The following is a 16,282-nucleotide window of genomic DNA, read 5'->3' as shown; positions in this document are numbered from 1 at the left end:
CCGCCGGGTGAGCCAGTGCCCGGCGCAGCAGGGCGCGTCGCTCACGGCCATCCAGTTGTCCCGCCTCCAGCAGCCAGCAGCGGCTGGCCATGGCCCCCATCAGATCGGCCGGCGTGCCGCTGGTGCGCACCTCGCCATCCGCCATCAGCAGCACGTGGTCGCACAGCTCCGCCTCATCGAGATAGGCGGTACTCCAGAGCACCGTCATCCCCCCTTTTGCCAGCTCGCGCACCATCTGCCAGAGGGCGCGGCGGGAGATGGGATCGACCCCGACCCCCGGTTCGTCGAGCAGCAGCACATCCGGGGTGCCGAGCAGGGCGCAGGCCAGCCCGAGCTTCTGTTTCATCCCGCCAGAGAGCTTGCCCGCCGGGCGCGCGGTGAAACGGGCAAGATCGGTGAAGGCGAGCAGCCGCGCGAAGGTGGGCGTGCGTTCGGGCTCCAGTACGCCGCGCAAGTCAGCGTAGAGGGTGAGGTTCTCCAGCACGCTGAGATCCTCGTAGAGGCCGAACTGCTGGGGCATGTAGCCGAGGCGCTGACGCAGCAGATCCCCCTCGCTCACCGGGTCCAGCCCCAGCACCCGGATGGTGCCCGCTTCCGGGATCAGCAGACCGGCCAGCAGGCGCAGCAGGGTACTCTTGCCCGCGCCATCGGGGCCCACCAGCCCGGTGATGCCGCCAGTCGGAATGGTGGCCGAGATGGCGTTGAGGGCGACCCGCTCGCCAAAGCGTTTGGTGAGCCCCTCAAGGGAGATGGCGCAGCTCATGGCGCCAGCCTGACGGTGACCGGCATCCCTTGGCGCAGGGCCGGGTCGGGATCCTGCACCACGATGCGCAGCCGGTAGACGAGGTGAGTGCGCAGGTCCGGCGTCTCCACCGATTTCGGGGTGAACTCGGCGGTGGGCGAGACAAAGCCCACCACCCCGTGATAGGGCTGATCCGGCCGCGAGTCGGTGGTGAGGGTCACCCTGGCGCCGCTCGGGAAGTGACCGAGCCAGGGCTCCTCCACATAGGCGCGCACCCAGACCGGCACGGTCAGGGAGAGGTTGAAGGCGGTCGCTCCGCTCTGCACCATGCTGCCGTTCTCGATGGCGCGGCTGATGATGATGCCGTCGCTGGGGGCGGTCAGGCTGGCATCCGCCAGCGCCAGTTCGGCACTGGCGAGCGCCGCTTTGGCCCCTTCCAGCTGGGCATCGGACTGGGCAATCTCTTCCGGGCGATAGCCGGTTTCGAGCTGGGCGAGTTGTTCGCGTGCCGAGCGTACCTGCGCCCGGGTCTGATCCCGCTGGGAGCGGGCGGTATCGAGCTGACCGCGGGAGATGGCGCCGGTGGCGGCCAGTGCGCTCTGGCGGCGCCACTGCTGGTCGGCCTCCAGCGCAGCGGCTTCGGCAGCGGCCAGTGCGGCCCGGGCGCGGTCGGTCTCTTCGCTGCGATAGCCTTTGTGGATCAAGGTGTTGGCGGCAGCGAGCGCGGCCAGATTGGCGCGGGCGCTGTCGCGGCTGTGGGTGAGGGGAACCGGATCGAGACGGGCCAGCAGTCGACCGGCTTTTACCCTATCCCCCTCATCAACCAGCACCTGATCGACGCGGCCGCCGACCCGAAAGGCCAGATTGACGTCGCGAATATCGACATTGCCGTAGAGGATGGAGCCGTCGGCGGGGCGCCCCTGCCACCAGAGGTAGCCGCCGATAACGGTTAGCAGCAGGGCTGCGATGGCAATGCGTTGCTTCATACCGCTTCTCCTTGAGGATGGCGCTGCAACCAGAGGTCACCACTGAGAACAGCCAGCAGCAGAGCTACCATCGCGATGCGTTGCTTCATGCCGCGTCTCCTTCTTTCATATCGGTGGGGCGCAGGCCGCGCAGGGCCCATACCAGCCGCTGTCTGGCGGCCTCGGGGTTGTCTATCTGGCTGAGAAAGGGGGCGGCCTGTTCGGGCAGCCAGCCGAGTTGGCGACCGCTGCCGGCGATCACCAGCGGCAGGCCGACCGACCCCATGATGAAGATCATCAGCTGGAGCGGGTGACTCGCGACCAACGAACCTTCCGCCTGTGCCATCCGTACCTGTTCGATCAGCAGCAGGGGGTGGCGGCGCGGCAGGCTGAGCAGAAAGCGTTGGGCCGCCCCTTCGCCCGCCAGCGCATCGCCAAACAGGTGGTTGATAAAGCCGCGCTGGCGCGCCACCAGCCCGATCAGCGCCTCCATGGTTGCTTCGAAGGTGGCGATGGCGGAGGGGTAGGAGCCCTTGGCCGCTACCGCTTTGAGCTCGTCATAGAGGGGGGCGTACCAGAGCTCGACCAGCTCGTCGATAAAGGCGTCGCGGTTGCCGAAGTGGTAGACGAAGGAGCCGAGGTTCACCTCGGCCGCCGCCGCCAGCTCGCGCACCGTCAGGCCGCGCAGCCCCTTCTCGGTGGCGATGGCGAGGCCGGTATCGAGCAGTTTTTGCCGGGTCGGATTCATCTTTCTGGTTCCTGTTGCGCAGATTTCGATCTGATTTATACGTATGTATAAATCAATTGCGCAGAAGTAGACAGATCTTTTTTTGAGCAGATTTCAGCAGGGATGAAAAACGACGGGCGTTGGCAAGGGGAGGTTTGGAAATGCGCTGGGATTGAACGGGTTGCCGCAGATAAGGGCCAGAATCCGGGCAGATGACGGAGGCGGTGGAGAAATAAAAAACGCCTCCGCGAAGGGAGGCGTTTTATCGGGAGGTGCGCGCTTACAGAATAAAGCGGCTCAGGTCCTCGTCTTCAATCAGCTTGCCGAGGTGGGCGTTGACGTAGTCGGTGTCGATGACAAAGGTCTCGCCGGACTTCTCGGAGGCGTCGTAGGAGATATCTTCCATCAGGCGCTCCATCACGGTGTGCAGACGACGGGCACCGATGTTCTCGGTACGCTCGTTGACCTGCCAGGCCGCTTCGGCCAGACGGCGGATGCCATCCTTGGTGAACTCGATGTTGACCCCTTCGGTGGCCATCAGCGCCTTGTACTGATCGGTCAGCGAGGCATTCGGTTCGGTCAGGATACGCTCGAAGTCATCTGTGGTCAGCGCGGTCAGCTCGACCCGGATCGGCAGACGGCCCTGCAGCTCGGGGATGAGGTCTGACGGCTTGGCGATCTGGAAGGCGCCGGAGGCGACAAACAGGATGTGGTCGGTCTTGACCATGCCGTGCTTGGTGTTGACGGTGCAGCCCTCGACCAGCGGCAGCAGGTCGCGCTGTACCCCTTCACGGGAGACATCGGGGCCGGAGCTCTCGCCACGCTTGCAGATCTTGTCGATCTCGTCGAGGAAGACGATGCCGTTGTTCTCGACTGCGGCGATTGCCTTCTGCTTCAGCTCTTCCGGATTGACCAGACGAGCCGCTTCCTCTTCGATCAGTGCCTTCATGGCCTCTTTGACCTTGATCTTGCGCTTCTTCTTCTGGTTCTGGCCCAGGTTCTGGAACAGCCCCTGCAGCTGGTTGGCCATCTCTTCCATGCCCGGCGGGGTCATGATTTCGACGCCCATCGGGGAGGCGGAGAGCTCCAGCTCGATCTCTTTGTCATCCAGCTGACCTTCCCGCAGTTTCTTGCGGAAGATTTGGCGGGTGTTGGAGTTGTCGGCTTTCTCTTCCTCACCCCAGGTGTTGCGCGGGTTGGGCAGCAGGGCGTCGAGGATGCGCTCTTCGGCGGCTTCCTCGGCGCGGTATTTCATCTTCTCCATCTCGGTTTCGCGCACCAGCTTGATGGCGGCATCGGTCAGATCGCGGATGATGCTGTCCACTTCCTTGCCGACATAGCCCACTTCGGTGAACTTGGTCGCTTCCACCTTGATGAAGGGGGCGTTGGCCAGCTTGGCCAGACGACGGGCGATCTCGGTCTTGCCGACACCGGTCGGGCCGATCATCAGGATGTTTTTCGGGGTCACTTCATGGCGCATCTCTTCATCGAGTTGCATCCGGCGCCAGCGGTTGCGCAGGGCAACGGCAACGGCGCGCTTGGCATCGGCCTGACCAATGATGTGTCTGTCCAGCTCGTGGACGATTTCTCTCGGGGTCATCTCGGACATGATGGTGTTCCTGTATCCGGGGCGGGCAGTGCCCACCCCTTGGAGAATGGGGTTTGGCTGGTGGCCTTATTTGGCTGCGTAGTCCAGCACTTCGATGGTGTGGTTGCCGTTGGTGAAGACGCAGATGTCGCCCGCAATCTTGAGGGACTTCTCGACAATGGTCCTGGCATCCAGCTCGGTGTTTTCCAGCAGCGCGATGGCGGCGGACTGGGCGAAGTTGCCGCCGCTGCCGATGGCGATGAGATCGTGCTCCGGCTGCACCACGTCACCGTTGCCGGTGATGATGAAGGATTTGTGTTCGTCGGCCACGGCCAGCAGCGCTTCGAGGCGGCGCAGGGCGCGATCGGTGCGCCAATCTTTGGCCAGCGCCACGGCGGCGCGCTCCAGATTACCCTGATGGGCCTGCAGTTTTGCTTCGAAACGCTCGAGCAGGGTGAAGGCGTCGGCGGTACCGCCAGCGAAACCGGCCAGCACCTTGCCGTTGTAGAGACGATGAACCTTGCGGGCATTGCCCTTCATGACGGTGTTGCCAAGAGAGACCTGGCCATCGCCACCGATGACGACCTGACCGTTGCGGCGAACTGAAACTATGGTAGTCACTTTACTTACCTCGCTTGAGCCGAATGACGGCCTGACTGTGCATGGCAAGAAAGATGGGGATGGCAAACGGGCTTTTCAACCCTGCCTTTTGTCAGGATAAACGGGCTGGCAAACAGGGTGGGTGCGAGAGGCACCAAAAGAACAGGGCTGGGGGTTGCCACCCGGCCCTGCGTCATCGGTAAGCGGATTACCCTTTCTTGGGAATGCAGCCGCTGATGCCGGAGCTCTGCAGCTTGCTGTTGGCCGCGTCGGCGGCGGCCTTGCCGTTGAAGGGGCCGACCATCACCTTGTAGACGGTGCCGTTGGCGCCATTGATCACCTGCAGGCTGGAAGAGAGACCGGCGGTGAAGGCGATGCGTGCCTTGAGCGACTCTGCAGAATCCTGCGAGCGCAGGGCGGCGCACTGCATCATGTAGCGACCGCTGTCGGCGGCTGCGGTCTGGGCTGGCGGGGTGGCCGCTTTGGCCTTGGCCGCTTCGGCGCGCTCCCGTTCCAGCTCGGCGCGGATTTCCCGCTCCATCCGTTCCCGTTCTGCCTTGCGGTCGATTGCCTGCTCTTGCGCGTTGGCAACCGGCGCTCCGGAGGTGGAAGGGGTGGTCGCCGGATTGGGCTGATAGGGCTTGGGCTGGCCGATGGGCGTTCCCGGTTGGGGAATGTCGGTCGGCACCGGCTGCGGCAGTTTTTCCGGCTGCAGGGTCATGGTATCTGCCGGTGGCGGCGGCAGCACACCCGGCTGGGTCGGCGGCTCTATGATATCGACCTGCTTGTTCTCAAGCCGTTCGATGTAGCTCCACTTCTCCTGAGGCAGCCCGTTATTCTGCGCTTTTGGCTTGTTGGCCTTTACCTGCTCCTCAATGGTGGGGGCATCGTTGCCCTTGCCATTGATCATGTAAAGGAAGCCACCAAAGCCTGCCAGCAGTGCCACCACCAGCAGCACTGGAATAACAGGAAAGCGGCGAGGGGCCGCTTTCTTGGTATTGCGGCCACCCGCCCGACGTCGCGGGCGGCTGCCGACATAATCCCGGGTTGCCATCTATTACATGCGCTCCAGGGTATGGATGCCCAGTACGCCGAGGCCCAGTTTCAGCACCTTGGCGGTGGCGGCACACAGCAGCAGACGGCTCTGACGGGTCGCTTCGTCCACGCCATCCTTGTTGATCGGGCAGGCTTCATAGAAGGTCATGAAGTTGCCGGACAACTCGTACAGGTAGGTACAGAGCAGGTGCGGCATGCCTTTGTCTGCCACGCCGTTGACCGCGTCGGAGAACTGGATCAGCTTCTGGGCCAGCACCTCTTCGGCCTCTTCGTTCAGGGTTACGTTGCCGGTCAGCGTCTCGGCATCGATGTTGGCCTTGCGGAAGATGGACTGGATACGGGTGTAGGCATACTGCAGGTAAGGGGCAGTGTTGCCTTCAAAGGAGAGCATCATGTCCCAGTCGAAGATGTAGTCGGTGGTACGGTTCTTGGAGAGATCTGCATACTTCACCGCGCCCATGGCGATGGCGTTGACCACGTTGGCCTTCTCTTCGGCAGAGAGGTCGCTGTTGCGGCTCTCCAGCAGGGCGGCGGCGCGCTCTTCGGCCTCGTTCAGCAGATCAACCAGCTTGACGGTGCCACCGGAGCGGGTCTTGTAGGGACGACCATCTTTGCCCAGCATCATGCCGAAGGCGTGGTGCTCAAGCGGTACAGATTCCGGCACATAGCCCGCCTTGCGGGTGATGGTCCAGGCCTGCATCAGGTGCTGGTGCTGACGGGAGTCGATGAAGTACATGACCCGGTCGGCGCCCAGGGTTTCATAACGGTATTTGGCACAGGCGATGTCGGTGGTGGTGTAGAGGAAACCGCCATCGCTCTTCTGGATGATGACGCCCATGGCCTCGCCATCCTTGTTCTTGAACTCGTCCAGGAAGACCACGGTAGCGCCTTCGCTCTCGACCGCCAGCCCCTTGGCTTTCAGGTCGGCAACGATTTCCGGCAGCATGTCGTTGTACATGGACTCGCCCATGATGTCCTTGTTGGTCAGGGAGACATTCAGGCGGTCGTAGTTGATCTGGTTCTGTTCCATGGTCATGTCGACCAGCTTCTTCCACATGGTGCGGCAGTACTCATCGCCGCCCTGCAGCTTGACCACGTAGTTACGGGCGCGCTCGGCGAAGGCTTCGTCTTCGTCGTAGCAACGCTTGGCCTGGGTGTAGAAGGCTTCCAGATCCTTGAGCGCCATGTCGCTGGCGTGCTCGTTGGACATCTTCTCCAGATAGGCGATCAGCATGCCGAACTGGGTACCCCAGTCGCCGATGTGGTTGGCACGGATCACTTTGTGGCCGAGGAACTCCAGCGCACGCGCAGCCACGTCACCGAGTACGGTGGAGCGGATATGGTGTACCGCCATCTCTTTGGCCACGTTGGGGGCGGAGTAGTCCACCACCACGGTCTGCGGGGTCGGCAGCTTCACGTTGGCGTTGGCAGAGGTCACCATGGCCTCGACCTGACCGGCCAGCCAGCGCTGGTCGAAGAAGAAGTTGATGAAGCCGGGACCGGCGATCTCGACCTTGGCGATCAGGTCGGAGGCGGGCAGGTGCTCGATGATGGCCGCTGCCAGCTCACGGGGATTCTTGCGGGCCGGTTTGGCCAGCAGCATGGCCAGGTTGGTAGCCAGGTCGCCGTGAGCTTTTTCCTTGCATCGGTCTACTTGCACGCGGGCTTCCAGGTCCGCCGGCAGGACGCCTGCTGACTTGAGATTGGCTACCGTTTGTTCAAGTAGATGATGAATATGCTCTTTCATAACTGACCACCAAGGTTGCGCGTCGAAAAATGACTGATATATAAGGGCGTGAATTTTACCCGCATCGGCCCGAGAAAACTATAGGGATGACCCGCCGCTCGCTGTCGGGCGGATATTTCACTGCGTTTGGCGCCATATTCCAGAATATTGGGCGGAAATTATGGTGCTTATCCATTTCTACTGCATATCGAAGCGGCTTGTCCAGGCTATTTTCCCCTGATTGTTAAGGGTTTTTCCTTTCCCGATGACGGGAATGATCTCCTCTCTCTGGCCCGGCGTATCAACAGAGGTTCCCAACCGAGGAGTTTACGATGCGACTGGCGCTGTTTCCCCTATCTGCCCACCTGCTGCCTGGCGGCATCATGCCGCTGCGGATCTTCGAACCGAGATACCAGCGGATGATCGCCGAGGCGGGGGAGGCCGGCTTTGCCCTCTGCATGGTGGACCCTCGCCAGCCCGACGCCCTGCGCAACATGCTGCCCATCGCCACCCGGGTCACCATCATCGATTTCGACCGGCTGCCGGACGGCATGCTGGGGATCACGGTGCAGGGGATGGAGCGGGTGCAGATAGAGGATCTGTGGCAGGAGCAGGACGGCCTGCGCATCGGCGAGGTGACGCCGCTGACTGCCTGGCCGCCCCGCCGGCTCCATCCCGATCAGCAGCCGCTGGTCGATGCGCTGCGGGAAGTATTTGCCGACTATCCCGATTATGCCGCCCTCTATCCCGCGCCCCGCTGGGACGATGGCAACTGGGTGGCCCAGCGTTGGCTGGAGGTGCTGCCGATCCCCCCCGAGCAGAAGCAACAGCTGCTGGCCGCGGCCGACAATCAGCCAGCCATCGCCCTGCTCAAGGGGGTGCTGGTGGCCAGCCACTGATTTTTTCCTGACCCGCTGATCTGCCAGCGCCACAGCGCCGTATCAGTCATCACCACAGCATGTTCGACAGCACACCAAAGGGATGGCGCAATGGCATATACTGGCCAACCACACTCGACCATACGCAGGACCTCGCCCGTGATGGATAACCCGGATGGCGACCTCAAATCTCTGCTGATCAGGGTGGCAGAGCAGGCCGACAAGGCTGCTTTTGCCCGCCTGTTCCAACACTTTGCGCCGCGCATTCGCAGCTACGGCCTGCGCCACCTCGGTAGCGAGGCCAACGCCATGGAGCTGGTGCAGGAGACCATGCTGCTGGTGTGGCAGAAGGCGCGCCTCTACCACCCCGAGAAGGGGGCGCCGACCACCTGGATCTATACCGTGATGCGCAACCAGTGCTTCGACATGCTGCGGCGTCGTCGCGCCAGCAAGGAGGATCTCTGTGCCGAGGAGCTGTGGCCGGTGCTGGAGTTTCAGGCCGAAGAGGAGCATCTGAGCGGCGGTGAGGATGCGGTGCTGACCCGTCAGATGGCCCACTATCTGGGCACCCTGCCGGAGCCGCAACAGCAGGTGGTGCGCGGCATCTATCTGCAGGAGTTCTCCCAGCAGGAGCTGGCGGAGCGACTCGGCGTGCCGCTCGGTACCATCAAGTCCCGCCTCCGGCTGGCGTTACAGAAACTGAAAGAGCAAGTGGAGCAAGGCCATGATTAAAGCCCATCCGACCGACCCTATGCTGCGCGCCTTCGCCGCCGACGAGCTGCCTCTGCCGCTGGCGGTGGGGCTCTCCGCCCACTGTGAACTCTGTCCCGATTGCGCTGCCCGACTGAAAACATTCGAAGAGGAGTTGGCGCAGCAACATCTTGCTTCGCCAGCAGAGCCCGAGCTGGCTCCCCGCGATGAAGTGGCACTGGATGCCGGGTTTGACGCCATGCTGGCGGATATTCTGGCGCAGCCGCTGGTGGAGCCCCTCTCCGAGCAAGTACGTGAGCTGCCCCGAGCCCAGCCCGGCGAGCTGGAGGTGGCCGGTCATGCCTACCGCTTGCCACGGGTGTTGGCCCGCTACCGCTCGCCCAAGTGGCGCCATATCGGCGCCATTCGTCAGCAGAGTTTGCCGCTGGACGAGATGGGGGCGCGCGCCAGCCTGCTCCATATCGAGGCGGGTGGCCGCATCCCCGAGCACACCCATCAGGGCTATGAGCTGACCCTGCTGCTGGCGGGCACTATCGAGGATGGCGATACCCTTTACAAGGCGGGAGATTTTATCTGGCGCGATGCCAGCCACTCCCATAGCCCGCATACGCCGGATGGCTGCCTTTGCTACACGGTGCAGGATGCGCCGGTGCAGTTCACCAAGGGGTTGTCGCGGCTGCTGAACGGCATCAGCCAGCACCTCTACTGAGCTAAACCTCGCCATAGAACTCGCCATTGAAAAAGGGACCAGATTGGTCCCTTTTGTCATTTCATTGCAGGCTGCCGGTCAGGCGACAAACACCAGATAGACGGCGAACGCCACGATAAAGCGGTAGATGGCGAACGGGATGAAGTCGAGACGACGGATCAGCGCCAGGAAGGTCTTGATCGCAAACATGGCCACCACAAAGGCGGTGATAAAGCCCACCGCAAACATCGGGAAGTCAGCCATGGAGAGGAAGTCGCGGCTCTTGTAGAGATCCAGACCGCTGGCCGCCATCATCATGGGCACCGCCATGATGAAGGAGAACTCGGCCGCCGCGTGACGGCTGATCCCCATCAGCATGCCACCACTGATGGTGGCGCCGGAGCGGGAGAAGCCGGGCCACAGTGCCAGACACTGGAACAGACCGATACCGAACGCCTGCTTGTAGCTGATGTCATCCAGGGTTTCGGCGCTGACGGCCGGGCGGAACTTCTCGGCGATGATCAGCAGGATGCCCCCCGCGATCAACGCGTACATCACTGTCTCTGGCCCGAACAGATGGGCCTTGATCCAGCTGTGGATGGCGAGGCCGACCACGATGGCGGGCAGCATGCCGAGGATGACGTGGATCAGCGACAGGGTGGCATGATCCTGAGAGGGCTTCTGGCCAAAGTGGATGCCAATCAGGCCAAACAGGCGGCGCCAGAACACGGCGACCACGGCGAGGATGGAGCCCAGCTGGATCACCACTTCGAAGGTGGCGGCCTTGGGCCCTTCAAAGCCCAACAGATGGCCGACGATGATCATGTGGCCGGTGGAGGAGACGGGGAGGAACTCGGTCAGCCCCTCGACGACGCCCAGAATAAAGGCGACCAGCAGGCTATAAGTGTCAGTCATCGAACAAACAATCCTTACTTCGTTGATGTAAAAACGCCCCGGAAGGGTCTCGGGGCGGCTTATCTTGCTCGATTGTGACTGCTGAGGCTATGTAAAAATCATGAAACCTTTAAGTCAGTCGCGGATAAAACGGTAGCGGGTCTGGTGGTGATAACGCTCGCCCGGCAGCAGCCAGGGGTTGCCCAGTTCGGGGCGATTGGGGCTGTCCGGCAGCTGTTGCGCCTCAAGACAGAAGCCGTCGTGATCCCGGTGCGACAGGCCGCTGCGGTTCGGGGTATTGGCCAGCCAGTTGCCGGTGTAAAACTGCAGCGAAGGCTGGTTGGTGTAGACCTCCATCGCCAGCTGGCGATCCCCCGAGACCACCCGTGCTGCACACTCGGCAGCCGGGCCGTTGAGCACAAACGCGTGATCGTATCCCTTGGCCTGTTGTTGCTGGGGATGGCTCAGCCAATCCTGGCCAATCAGGCGCTCGTGGCGCAGATCGAACGGCCCCTCCACCGGGGTGATGGCGAGCGGCAGACCGCTCGGATCGGTCGGCAGGAAGTGGTCGGCATTGATGTTGATGAGATGGTCACGCACATCGCCGCCATCGGCTGACCCATCGAGATTGAAGTAGGCGTGGCTGGTGAGGCTGACCGGGGTCGCTGCATCTGTGCTGGCGACAAAATCGATCACCAGATCGCTCTGCTCCAGTCGATACTCCAGCGTTACCCGCAGATTGCCGGGAAAGCCCTGATCCCCTGCTCGGGAGAGCAACGCCAGCTTGACTCGATCCGCCTCCAGCTCCTTGATCTGCCACTGTTGGCGATGAAAGCCCGCCTGCCCGCCGTGCAGACAGTTGGGAACCTGATTGGCATCCAGCGGCCAGCGCTCGCCATCGCGTACCAGCTCGGCGCCGCCAATGCGGTTGGCAAAGCGCCCCGCCACCGCACCCAGCCACACCTGCTGGGTGGGGTAGGCGTCGTCGGCACAGCCCAGCAGCACTTCACGACGCTGACCCGCTACCGGCAGGGTGAGGGAGGTGAGGGTGGCGCCGAAATTGAGGCCGCGCAGGTGCAGCCCCTCCTCGTTTTCCAGCTCGAACGGGATCATGGCGCTGCTCATAACTTGCCTGCACCTGTGTTGCCGATCCGGCAGACGTAGCCGTCGGCCTGCATCATAAATGGGCTCATAGTTTTCCCGCCCCCGCGCTGGCGCGGCAGACGTAGCAGTCGGCCTTGAGGCCGGAGATGGCCGGATACTCCGCCTCGACCGCGGCGATCACCTCGGCCACCTTCTCCGGGCGCAGCAGGGCGACCACGCAGCCGCCGAAGCCGCCGCCGGTCATCCGCACGCCTCCATCGGTGCTGATCCTGGCCTTGATGATCTCCACCAGACCGTCGATGGCGGGCACGGTGATCTCGAAATCATCGCGCATGGCGGCGTGCGACTGGGCCATCAGCTCGCCGAGGCGGGTCAGATCGTGGCTCGCCAGCGCATCGGCGGCCGCCAGGGTGCGGGCGTTCTCACCGACGATGTGACGGGCGCGGCGGTAGCAAGCATCATCCAGCCCGGCCTTGCCCGCTTCCAGTCCGGTCAGATCGAGGTCGCGCAGCGCCTTGACCCCGTAGTGACGGGCGGCCGCTTCGCACTGCTGACGGCGGGTGTTGTATTCGCTGTCCACCAGACCGCGGCGCACGTTGGAGTTGACGATCAGCACCGCCAGATCCGCCGGCATGGGGATGAGGCGGGTCTCCAGCGAGCGGCAGTCGAGCAGCAGGGCATGATCCGTTTTGCCACTGGCGGAGATCATCTGATCCATGATGCCGCAGTTGCAGCCGACGAACTTGTTCTCCGCCTGCTGGCCGTTGAGGGCGATCTCGGCCTGGCTGATGTCGAGCCCCAACGCCTCTTTGAAGGCCTGCCCGATGGCCACTTCCAGTGAGGCGGAGGAGGAGAGCCCCGCTCCCTGCGGCACGTTGCCGGAGACCACCAGATCGAGGCCGCGCAGGGCATAACCACGTTCTTGCAGATATTTCACTACGCCGCGGATGTAGTCGCTCCAGCGCTGGTCGGCGTGGTGCTCGATGGGCTGGCCGAGGTCGAACTGGTCGCGCTGGTTGTCGTAGTCGGCGGCGATCACCTGTACTTGCTGGTCATCGCGCAGGCCGATGGCGACGCAGGTCTCGTAGTCGATGGCGCAGGGCAGCACGAAGCCGTCGTTGTAGTCGGTATGTTCACCGATGAGGTTGACGCGACCGGGGGCGCGCACCAGCAGATCGGGCGCTTTGGCAAATTGCTCGGCAAAAACGGTGCTGACGCGTTGGCTGGGGGTCATAGGGCCTCCTCATTGGTGTGGCTGGTCTGGGTGTAGTGAATGGGGCTCAGAGCGCGCAGCCGTTCGGCGGCTTGCTCGGGAGTGAGGTCACGCTGGGTCTCGGCCAGCATCTCGAAGCCGACCATGAATTTGCGCACGGTGGCGGAGCGCAGCAAGGGCGGATAGAAGTGGGCGTGCAGCTGCCACGCCTCGGGGCAATCCGATTTGGGCGGTGCAAAGTGCCAGCCCATGGAGTAGGGGAAGCTGCACTCGAACAGGTTGTCGTAACGGCTGGTGAGCTCCTTGAGCGCCACCGCCAGATCCTGTTGCTGGGCCTGGGTCAGGTTCAACATGGAGGGCACATGCGCCTTGGGCAGCAGCAGGGTTTCGAACGGCCAGGCGGCCCAGAAGGGAACCACGGCGAGCCAGTGCTCGGTCTCTACCACGATGCGCGAGCGATCCGCCAGCTCCCGCTCCACATACTCCAGCAGCATGGGGCGGCCGTGCTCGGCCAGCCAGTCGCGCTGGTGCTGCTCTTCGCGGGCGATCTCGTTAGGCAGAAAGTCGCTGCCCCAGATCTGGCCGTGGGGGTGCGGGTTGGAGCAGCCCATGACAGCTCCTTTGTTTTCAAATACCTGCACCCACTCCCACTGGGCTGACAGCTCGGCGACCTGATCCATCCAGGTGGTGATCACCCCCTCGATGGCGGGCAGCGGCAGCTCGGGCAGGGTCTTGCCGTGATCCGGCGAGAAGCAGATGACCCGGCTGGTGCCACGGGCAGCTTCCAGCTTGAGCAGGGGATCGCTGGCGCTGTCGGCGGCCGGGGTATCCTGCACCAGGGCAGCGAAGTCGTTGGTAAAAACGAAGGTGCCCTTGTAGTCGGGGTTGATGTCGCCGGTGACCCGGGTATTGCCGGAACAGAGGAAGCAGTCGGGATCGTGGGCTTGCTTGGGGGCCTGACTCACCTTCTCCACCTGTCCCTGCCAGGGGCGTTTGGCCCGATGGGGTGATACCAGCACATACTGGCCGGTCAGCGGGTTGAAGCGGCGATGGGGATGATCGACGGGGTTGAACATCATCTCTCCTGAATAAGATATGGAAAATTAAAGTCGTTTATTAACGGGGAGTAGGCAGGCCTACTCCTCGTAACCGTTCGGATTGGCGGATTGCCAGCGCCAGCTGTCGGCGCACATGGCGTCGATGTTGCGGGTCGCCTGCCAGCCCAGCTCGCGCTCGGCCTTGGCCGGATCGGCCCAGCAGGCGGCGATGTCGCCCGGGCGACGCGGTTCGATGCGAAATGGCAGCGGCTTGCCACAGGCCGCAGAGAAAGCGGCGACCAGCTGCAACACGCTCTGGCCCTGACCGGTGCCCAGGTTGTAGGTGTGCACGCCACCCTTGCCAACGCAGTGCTGCAGCGCCTTGACGTGCCCTTCGGCGAGATCCATCACGTGGATGTAGTCGCGCACACCGGTGCCATCAACAGTTGGGTAATCGTTTCCAAAGACCGAGAGGCAGTCGCGACGGCCGATGGCGACCTGAGTGATATAGGGCATCAAGTTGTTGGGAATGCCTTGGGGATCTTCCCCCATGGTGCCCGATTCGTGGGCGCCGACCGGATTGAAATAGCGCAGCAGGGTCATGCTCCAGTGCGGCTCGGCGACCTGCAGATCTTCGAGGATCTCCTCGATGATCAGCTTGGATCGCCCGTAGGGGTTGGTGGCGCTGCGGGGGAAATCCTCGCGGATCGGCAAACTGGCGGGATCGCCGTAGACGGTGGCCGATGAGCTGAACACCAGATTGTGCACGCCAGCCCGCTTCATCGCCTGCAGCAGGGTGAGGGTGCCGCCGAGGTTGTTCTCGTAGTAATCCAGTGGAATGCGGGTCGATTCACCGACCGCTTTCAGGGCGGCAAAGTGGATCACTGCGTCGATCTGCTGTTCGGCGAAGATCCGGTCCAGCAGGGCCGCATCGCGAATATCCCCTTGATAGAACAGGGGTTGCTGGCCGCTGATGGCGGCGACTCGGGCCAGCACGCTGCGCTTGCTGTTGCCGAGGTTGTCGACCACCACGGGATTCATGCCTGCCGCTTGCAGGGCCAGACAGGTGTGGCTGCCGATATATCCGCAACCGCCGGTGACCAGAACGTTCATCTTGCTCTCCACTGAAAAAGTGTCTGGAAGGAGTCTAGCCGAGGGTGTGGCGACCAAACTGTGAGCTTGCTTGCAAAACAGTGTAAACGATTACACTGTTTTTGTGATTATCCTGACAGCAGATATTTATTTCACCCCTGTTTTCAATGGGTTTGCTGGGTATAATGGCGCTCTATTGCACAGTGAAAGAAGTGAAAACAGCATGAGCACCATCAAGGATGTCGCCCGTTTGGCCAATGTGTCGGTGGCAACGGTTTCACGGGTGATGAACAACTCCCCCAAGGCCAGCGCCGCGTCTCGCGAAGTGGTGCAGAAGGCCATGGCCGAACTGGGCTACACCCCCAACGCCAACGCGCGGGCTCTGGTCAGCCAGACCTGTGACACCATGGGCGTCGTGGTAGGTGACGTGGCGGATCCCTTCTTCGGTGCACTGGTGAAGGGTGTCTCCGGCATCGCCGTCGAGCAGAACCTCCACCTGCTGATGGGTAACGGTTTTCACAAGGCGCGTCAGGAGCGTGAAGCGATCGAGCTGCTGATCGGCAAGCGTTGCGAGGCGCTGGTGGTGCACAGCAAGGCGCTGAGCGACGAGGAACTGTGCGATTACGCCATGCGGGTGCCCGGTATGGTGCTGATCAACCGCGATATTCCGGCCCTCAGAGGGCGCTGCATCGCCCTCAACAACCGGCTGGGTGCCGCCACGGCGACCCGTCATCTGATCGAGCTGGGCCACCGCCATATCGCCTTTATCAGCTCGGATCACGCCATCGAGGATGCCACCCTGCGCCTGCAGGGTTATCAGGATGGGCTGATGGAGGCGGGGCTGGCAGCCGATCCCGAGCTTATCGAGAGCGGCACGCCGAACGAGGAGGGGGGCGAGCGTGCCATGCTCAACCTGCTGGCCAAGGGGCTCAAGGTGACCGCCGTGGTTGCCTATAACGATGCCATGGCGGCGGGCGCCATCTCCGTGCTGGCGGACAACGGCCTGCGAGTGCCGGAGGAGGTCTCGGTGGTGGGCTTCGATGACATCATCTATGCCAGATACTTGCGCCCCAAGCTTTCCACCATGCGCTATCCCATCGAGCTGATGGCGGCCCAGGCGGCCAAGCTGGCTATTCAGCTGGCGGCGGGGGAGAGTGAAGCGACCCAAAGCCGGATCTATACCCCCACCCTGATCAATCGCCACTCGGTGGCACCGGTTCGGGCCGGATAGCCCCCTTTTGCGGCCCTGTTCGGGGCCGTT

General features: G+C 62.8%; 16 protein-coding genes. 4 read left to right on the top strand and 12 right to left on the bottom strand.

What is annotated here, in order from left to right:
• From DBR30_RS22245 to argS, 7 genes are all read right to left on the bottom strand, one after another.
• On the bottom strand, positions 1-763 hold a 763-nt coding region (locus DBR30_RS22245; protein ID WP_258224440.1), incomplete at its 3' end, for an ABC transporter ATP-binding protein.
• Complete coding sequence (gene hlyD / locus DBR30_RS14500; RefSeq protein ID WP_108542535.1) at positions 760-1,728, bottom strand: secretion protein HlyD; 969 nt, start codon at positions 1,726-1,728, stop codon at positions 760-762. The genes DBR30_RS22245 and hlyD, both read right to left, overlap by 4 nt.
• 85 nt (positions 1,729-1,813) lie before the next feature.
• Positions 1,814-2,455 (bottom strand): TetR/AcrR family transcriptional regulator, encoded by a 642-nt coding sequence (locus tag DBR30_RS14495; RefSeq protein WP_108542536.1) that lies wholly within the window; start codon positions 2,453-2,455, stop codon positions 1,814-1,816.
• Between the two features lie 259 nt (positions 2,456-2,714).
• A complete protein-coding gene (hslU, locus tag DBR30_RS14490; RefSeq protein WP_042059467.1) occupies positions 2,715-4,043 on the bottom strand; it encodes an HslU--HslV peptidase ATPase subunit in 1,329 nt (442 codons plus the stop codon).
• A 66-nt stretch (positions 4,044-4,109) separates the two neighbouring features.
• On the bottom strand, positions 4,110-4,643 hold the full coding sequence (gene hslV / locus DBR30_RS14485) for an ATP-dependent protease subunit HslV (protein ID WP_005342555.1): 534 nt from the start codon (positions 4,641-4,643) through the stop codon (positions 4,110-4,112).
• A gap of 187 nt (positions 4,644-4,830) precedes the next feature.
• Positions 4,831-5,676, bottom strand: coding sequence for an SPOR domain-containing protein (locus DBR30_RS14480; protein WP_108588399.1), 846 nt, complete (start codon positions 5,674-5,676; stop codon positions 4,831-4,833).
• 3 nt (positions 5,677-5,679) lie between these two features.
• Complete coding sequence (argS, locus tag DBR30_RS14475) at positions 5,680-7,425, bottom strand: arginine--tRNA ligase (RefSeq protein WP_042059472.1); 1,746 nt, start codon at positions 7,423-7,425, stop codon at positions 5,680-5,682.
• A gap of 311 nt (positions 7,426-7,736) precedes the next feature.
• Between argS and DBR30_RS14470 the strand changes: the two genes are divergently transcribed.
• From DBR30_RS14470 to DBR30_RS14460, 3 genes are all read left to right on the top strand, one after another.
• Positions 7,737-8,303, top strand: coding sequence for an LON peptidase substrate-binding domain-containing protein (locus tag DBR30_RS14470; protein WP_108541624.1), 567 nt, complete (start codon positions 7,737-7,739; stop codon positions 8,301-8,303).
• A gap of 141 nt (positions 8,304-8,444) precedes the next feature.
• Positions 8,445-9,014 (top strand): sigma-70 family RNA polymerase sigma factor, encoded by a 570-nt coding sequence (locus tag DBR30_RS14465; RefSeq protein WP_005355542.1) that lies wholly within the window; start codon positions 8,445-8,447, stop codon positions 9,012-9,014.
• On the top strand, positions 9,007-9,702 hold the full coding sequence (locus DBR30_RS14460) for a ChrR family anti-sigma-E factor (protein WP_108541623.1): 696 nt from the start codon (positions 9,007-9,009) through the stop codon (positions 9,700-9,702). The genes DBR30_RS14465 and DBR30_RS14460 overlap by 8 nt, the downstream gene beginning before the upstream one ends.
• Positions 9,703-9,780: 78 nt before the next feature.
• On the opposite strand, the gene bacA is transcribed toward DBR30_RS14460, so the two are convergent.
• From bacA to galE, 5 genes are all read right to left on the bottom strand, one after another.
• Positions 9,781-10,596: an undecaprenyl-diphosphate phosphatase gene (gene bacA / locus DBR30_RS14455; RefSeq protein WP_042059478.1), complete on the bottom strand. Its 816-nt coding sequence runs from the start codon at positions 10,594-10,596 to the stop codon at positions 9,781-9,783.
• Positions 10,597-10,710: 114 nt separating this feature from the next.
• On the bottom strand, positions 10,711-11,700 hold the full coding sequence (gene galM, locus DBR30_RS14450) for a galactose-1-epimerase (RefSeq protein WP_181363590.1): 990 nt from the start codon (positions 11,698-11,700) through the stop codon (positions 10,711-10,713).
• A gap of 64 nt (positions 11,701-11,764) precedes the next feature.
• Entirely contained in the window at positions 11,765-12,913 is a 1,149-nt protein-coding gene (galK, locus tag DBR30_RS14445) for a galactokinase (protein ID WP_108588397.1), read from the bottom strand.
• Positions 12,910-13,968 carry a UDP-glucose--hexose-1-phosphate uridylyltransferase gene (locus DBR30_RS14440; RefSeq protein ID WP_108541425.1) on the bottom strand — a complete coding sequence of 353 codons (1,059 nt, stop codon included), beginning with the start codon at positions 13,966-13,968 and terminating at the stop codon, positions 12,910-12,912. Before DBR30_RS14440 ends, galK begins: the two co-directional genes overlap by 4 nt.
• A 60-nt stretch (positions 13,969-14,028) precedes the next feature.
• The gene (gene galE, locus DBR30_RS14435; protein WP_108541424.1) at positions 14,029-15,042 is read right to left on the bottom strand and encodes a UDP-glucose 4-epimerase GalE; all 1,014 of its coding nucleotides are present in this window, start codon (positions 15,040-15,042) and stop codon (positions 14,029-14,031) included.
• 202 nt (positions 15,043-15,244) lie between these two features.
• On the opposite strand from galE, the gene DBR30_RS14430 reads away from it, so the two are divergent.
• The gene (locus DBR30_RS14430) at positions 15,245-16,252 is read left to right on the top strand and encodes a substrate-binding domain-containing protein (protein ID WP_042059491.1); all 1,008 of its coding nucleotides are present in this window, start codon (positions 15,245-15,247) and stop codon (positions 16,250-16,252) included.
• Positions 16,253-16,282 lie beyond the last annotated feature (30 nt).

The sequence above is a fragment of the Aeromonas sp. HMWF017 genome, assembly GCF_003061465.1.
Classification (GTDB): domain Bacteria; phylum Pseudomonadota; class Gammaproteobacteria; order Enterobacterales; family Aeromonadaceae; genus Aeromonas; species Aeromonas veronii.
The sequence above is the reverse complement of the archived record's forward strand: the minus strand, read 5'-3'. Positions and strand labels throughout refer to the sequence as shown.